The sequence below is a fragment of the Streptomyces niphimycinicus genome (genome assembly GCF_018883605.1).
Classification (GTDB): domain Bacteria; phylum Actinomycetota; class Actinomycetes; order Streptomycetales; family Streptomycetaceae; genus Streptomyces; species Streptomyces niphimycinicus.
In genome coordinates this window covers 1-4,538 of record NZ_JAHLEM010000686.1, presented here as the reverse complement: position 1 = coordinate 4,538, position 4,538 = coordinate 1, and the positions used below count along the sequence as shown (strand labels likewise).

The following is a 4,538-nucleotide window of genomic DNA, read 5'->3' as shown; positions in this document are numbered from 1 at the left end:
GTCGCCCTGGAGGCGGCGGAGGCCGCGCTCGGCCGGGAGGCGATCGTCGCGCTGCTGGCGGCCGACCGCGCCGATGACGCACGAGCGGTCCTGGACGCCCTGCGCCCCACCATCCGGGCCCGCGGCCGCTTCCGGCTGCTGCGCGCACAGGTGCTGCTGGCCCAGGGCGACGCCTTGGCCGCCCGCGCCGTCTTCGACGAGGGCTTCGAGGTCTGCGATCTGCGCGAGGGCGACGAGGCGTTGAGCGACACCTGGTACGCCATCGTGGAACGGCTGGTGTCGGGGACCGACGAGCCCCTGACCGAGGAGGCGCGGGCACAGGCCAGGACCGAGCATCCGCTGCCGGGCCGCTACGAGTTCCGTATGCGCCCCGCATAGCGGGCCCGCGGCCCGCATCGGGACGGCCCGGCCTGCGCCCGCAGGCGGCCTCGCCCGAGAGCGGGCCCGGCCGGGGCGCGGGGAGGAGGCGGTCCGGATCAGGCGTGATGAGTTCCGTGATGTGGACGATCTCTACGAGGAGTTCGACGACGCGGAGCTCACCGAGGATCCGGGACCGCCCTCCCGACGGGTCTGCCGGACGGTGGGTTCACGGGCGGGTCACGCCATCGGATTCCGGTCGACGTACTCGAAGATCGAGCCGTCGGGGTGGCGCGCCACCAGGGTCCGGCCCACCGGGGCGGGCAGCGGACCGGCCACGATCTGCCCGCCGACCGCCGTGAGATCCGCGATCGCCTCGTCCACGTCCTTCACCGCGATCGTCGCCGTGATCTTGCGAAGGATCGACAGCTCCGACTCCGGACCGCTCATCAGAAAGAAGCAGCCGACCGCCGCGACCGAGACGGGGCCGCGCTGGAAGCGCACCGCCTCGGCCCCCGTAAGCCGTTCGTAGACGGCGATCGCCGAATCCAGATCGTCGACGCACACGCGGAGTGAAGTCCCCAGAATATCCATGCGGGCGAGCCTAGTTGAACTGCTCAGACGCGGCAGAGGATCTCACCGTGCAGGACGGCGAACCAACCGTCCGGGGCCTCGCCCCACGCCCGCCACGCCTCCGCGATCGACCGCAGCTCCTCCTCGGTGGCATGGCCGCCGTCCACCGCGCGCCGGGCGTAGGCGGAGGCGACCGTGCGGTCCGCCCACAGCGCGCTCCACCACGCCCGCTCCTCCTCGGTGGCGTAGCACCACGCCGAGGCGGTCGAGGTGATGTCGAGGTCGGTGAACCCCGCCTCCAGGGCCCAGGAGCGCAGCCTGCGACCGGCGTCCGGCTCACCGCCGTTGGCCCGTGCGACCCGGCGGTAGAGATCCAGCCAGCCGTCCAGGCCGGGGACGGACGGATACCAGGTCATGGCGGCGTAGTCGGAGTCGCGCACCGCCACGATGCCGCCCGGTGCGCACACCCGCCGCATCTCGCGCAGCGCCCCCACCGGGTCGCCGACGTGTTGCAGCACCTGATGGGCGTGGACCACGCAGAAGGAGTCGTCGGGGTGGTCCAGCGCGTGGACGTCGGCGACCGCGAAGGACATGTTCGTCAGCCCGCGCTCCTCGGCCACCGAACGGGCCCGCTCCAGGACGGAGTCCGCGGCGTCGACGCCCGTGACCTGCCCCTGGGGGACCAGTTCGGCCAGGTCGGCGGTGATGGTGCCGGGGCCGCAGCCGATGTCCAGGATCCGCATATGGGGCCGCAGATGGCCGGTGAGATACGCGGCGGAGTTGGCCGCGGTGCGCCAGGTGTGCGAGCGCAGCACCGACTCATGGTGGCCGTGGGTGTAGACGGCGGTGTCTTTCGGCATGGCGGAACTCCCCCTTCGGGACCGGTGAGCGGGTGGCTCCACGGTAGAAGGCATCTCGCATCACGAGAAGATCCGTCTCGCTATGCGGGCGGCGTGGGTGCCATGCGAAGCGGCGTCGGCCTCATGGCGAAGGGGCGGCGGGGGAGGGCCCCGCCGCCCCTTCGGCGGACCCCCGCCGCCCCTTCGGCGGAACGTGCTGCGGGAATTCAGGGCGGCTCCGTCACATCGCCCAGACTGATCACGCCCAGCGGACGCCCCGCCTCGACGACCGGAAGCCGCCCCACCGCATGTCTCCGCATCAGCGCGGCCGCCTCGGCCACCTCCTCGTCCGGCCCGATGGTCACCGGGTCCGGAGTGCATACGGCATGGCAGGTGACGGCGAGCGGGTCGATGCCCTCGGCGACGGCGCGGAGGGTGATGTCGCGGTCGGTGAGCACACCGAGCAGCTCCCCGTCGCCGGCGACCAGCACATCGCCGATGCCCTGTGCGCGCATGAGCTGTGCCGCTTCCACCAGCGAGGCATCGGGGTGCACCCAGACCACGGGCCGCGTCATGACTTCCCGCACATAGCGAGGTGGGTCCTGGGACATCTGTCCACCTCCCCTTCGTGGGTGATGTGCTGCCCGCAGTACCCGCGCGGGGCGGGGGCTATGCGTGCCGGTGTGCGCCGTCCCCTCGATGTCTCGCCGTCGCTCCATGGCGCGGCCACGCCGGGGCCATGTCTTACGTACGGGCCGTGTCTTACGTACGGGCCGTGTCTTATGGGCCATGGCCTACGAGGCCGGGCGCAGCCCCAGCGCCGAGACCACCTCCTGCACCGTGTGGAACGTCCGGTCCGCGGGCAGTTCCTCGGCCAGAGCGATCAGACCGTCCGGTGTGTGCCGTTCCTCCAGGACGTCCAGCAGCTCCTCACGATCGGCGGGGAACGACGTACGTCCCAGCCGGCGCGCGAACTCGAACCGCACCGCCTCGGCCTCACCGGTCGTCCCACGGGCCGGGATCGGCCTCAGGGTCACGTCCGGGTCGTCGTCGGCGGCCGGCTCCGGGTCGTGCCACTCCTCGGCGCGGGTCGGGTGCCCGGAGCGGATCAACCCCTGGAGCTCGTGCTTCATCTCGTCGTCCTTGTGGACGCTCAGCCGGTCGCTGCCTCGCTGCATGTCGGTCCCCTTCCTCAGCGGGTCCGTATGTGTCTCCCGGGCGGGTCGTTTCCCGGGATGGTCGTCTTCCGGGATGGTCAGTCCGCGCCGCTCTCGTACGGCCGGCGCGGCAGTGCGTTGAGGCCGCCCACCGGGATCGCGTCGTCGCCGTACGTCTTCCCGTCGGCCGTCGACACCGTCAGTTCGGTGCCCACCCCTGCCTCGCGGTGGAGATCGGGGCCGTCGGGGCGTATCAGCAACGAGCCTATGCGGTGTCCGCGCGCCCCGTCGACCAGTGCCGGAACTCCTTCGGCCGCCTCCACCGGATCCGGATATTCGAGTCGCATGTACTCCCTCCAGATTTCGCGTCCCCCACGCGTACCCGTCCCGATGGCATCGACACGAGGTTGTCGGGCGCGTTTGAGGGCCCCGGGGGCGGGGACCCGTCGTGTGGCCGAGCGGCCCGTAGGGAGTGAGGAGCGGCGTCGGACGTGGGACATCAGGGGCCGCGTCCGACGCCGTGCCCTGTCCTGCCCTGCGGATGTGCCCGCGTATCCGTGTTCCGTCCGGTGCCCCGCCCGTGTCGGCCGGGACTGTTAACGAGGATGGGCACGGGTACCCGGCCGCACATGACTGATAAATCGGGCTACCCGAAGGCGGGCATACCCTCGGCCGGGGACCTGGCGGAGCCGGTCGCACGGGCCGTCCGCGACGAAGTCCGCAGGGAGCTGCGGGAGCAGTCCGGACGGCGCGCGGTCCGCCTCTACGGCGGCGCGGCGGCGGCCGCGCTCTACGCGGGGGGTGCGTTGACGGCATGCCTGGTGCTGCTGTTGGCTCTCGCGCTTCCGGCGTGGGTGGCGGCGCTGATCGTTTTCGCGTTGTTGCTGGTGGCGGCGGGGTGGCTGAAGAACTCTGCGGCGCGGGCGGCGGGGCCGGGAGTGGCTTCTGGTCCGACCGCGCCTTCGGCGCCGGGGTCCGGGGCGCATCCTCAGCCCCCTCAGCCCTCTCAGCCCCCTCAGCCTCCTCGGACGGGGTGATCGCCCATGGCGGAGAATCCGCTGCTGGCCAGGCATGGTGAGGCGCTGGACCTCTTCACCGAACGGGTGCATGCGATCCGGCCCAATCAGTGGGACGACCCCACGCCCTGCACCGAGTGGACCGTACGCGATCTGGTGAACCATCTCGCGGTCGAGCAGATGTGGGTGCCGCCGCTGGTCCGGGAAGGGGCGAGCGTCGCCGACCAGGGCAATGCGCTGGAGGGCGATCTGCTCGGTGACGACCCGGTTGCCACGTGGGACGTGGTGGTCGCCGCGGCGCGGGACGCCTTCCGCGAGCCGGGGGCCCTGGACCGGACGGTCGAGCTCTCGTACGGGGAGAGCCCCGCCACGCATTACTGCGCCCAGATGACGGCTGACGCGGCCGTGCACGCGTGGGATCTGTCGCGGGCCATTGGGGCGGAGGAGCGCATCCCGAAGCCGCTGGTGGACTTTTCGGTGCGGGAGGTCGCGCCGTATGCGGCGGATTTGGAGGAGAGCGGGTTGTTCGCGGCGCCGGCGCCCCTTCCCGAAACTCCCGAAACGAGGGGCTCCGCCCCTCGACCCCCGCCCGGGGG

At 72.0% G+C, this 4,538-nt stretch carries 7 protein-coding genes and 1 pseudogene; 3 read left to right on the top strand and 5 right to left on the bottom strand.

Annotated features, from left to right (window positions below):
* Nucleotides 1-378, top strand: a pseudogene (locus KN815_RS40190) (DUF5107 domain-containing protein); the annotation flags it as partial.
* A 219-nt stretch (nt 379-597) separates the two neighbouring features.
* Here KN815_RS40190 and KN815_RS40185 read toward each other — a convergent pair.
* The 5 genes from KN815_RS40185 to KN815_RS40165 all read right to left on the bottom strand — a co-directional run bounded on the left by KN815_RS40185 (nt 598) and on the right by KN815_RS40165 (nt 3,273).
* Nucleotides 598-951 (bottom strand): VOC family protein, encoded by a 354-nt coding sequence (locus KN815_RS40185; protein ID WP_014055744.1) that lies wholly within the window; start codon nt 949-951, stop codon nt 598-600.
* A gap of 23 nt (nt 952-974) precedes the next feature.
* Entirely contained in the window at nt 975-1,790 is an 816-nt protein-coding gene (locus KN815_RS40180; protein ID WP_216346738.1) for a class I SAM-dependent methyltransferase, read from the bottom strand.
* 206 nt (nt 1,791-1,996) lie between these two features.
* Nucleotides 1,997-2,380 (bottom strand): CBS domain-containing protein, encoded by a 384-nt coding sequence (locus tag KN815_RS40175; RefSeq protein ID WP_216346737.1) that lies wholly within the window; start codon nt 2,378-2,380, stop codon nt 1,997-1,999.
* A 183-nt stretch (nt 2,381-2,563) separates the two neighbouring features.
* Entirely contained in the window at nt 2,564-2,947 is a 384-nt protein-coding gene (locus KN815_RS40170; RefSeq protein ID WP_216346736.1) for a DUF2795 domain-containing protein, read from the bottom strand.
* 77 nt (nt 2,948-3,024) lie between these two features.
* A complete protein-coding gene (locus KN815_RS40165; RefSeq protein ID WP_216346739.1) occupies nt 3,025-3,273 on the bottom strand; it encodes a hypothetical protein in 249 nt (82 codons plus the stop codon).
* Nucleotides 3,274-3,555: 282 nt separating this feature from the next.
* Here KN815_RS40165 and KN815_RS40160 point away from each other — a divergent pair, with 282 nt between their 5' ends.
* Together KN815_RS40160 and KN815_RS40155 are read left to right on the top strand one after the other, a co-directional pair.
* Nucleotides 3,556-3,963, top strand: coding sequence for a phage holin family protein (locus KN815_RS40160; RefSeq protein ID WP_216346735.1), 408 nt, complete (start codon nt 3,556-3,558; stop codon nt 3,961-3,963).
* A 6-nt stretch (nt 3,964-3,969) separates the two neighbouring features.
* On the top strand, nt 3,970-4,538 hold a 569-nt coding region (locus tag KN815_RS40155), incomplete at its 3' end, for a TIGR03086 family metal-binding protein (RefSeq protein WP_216346734.1).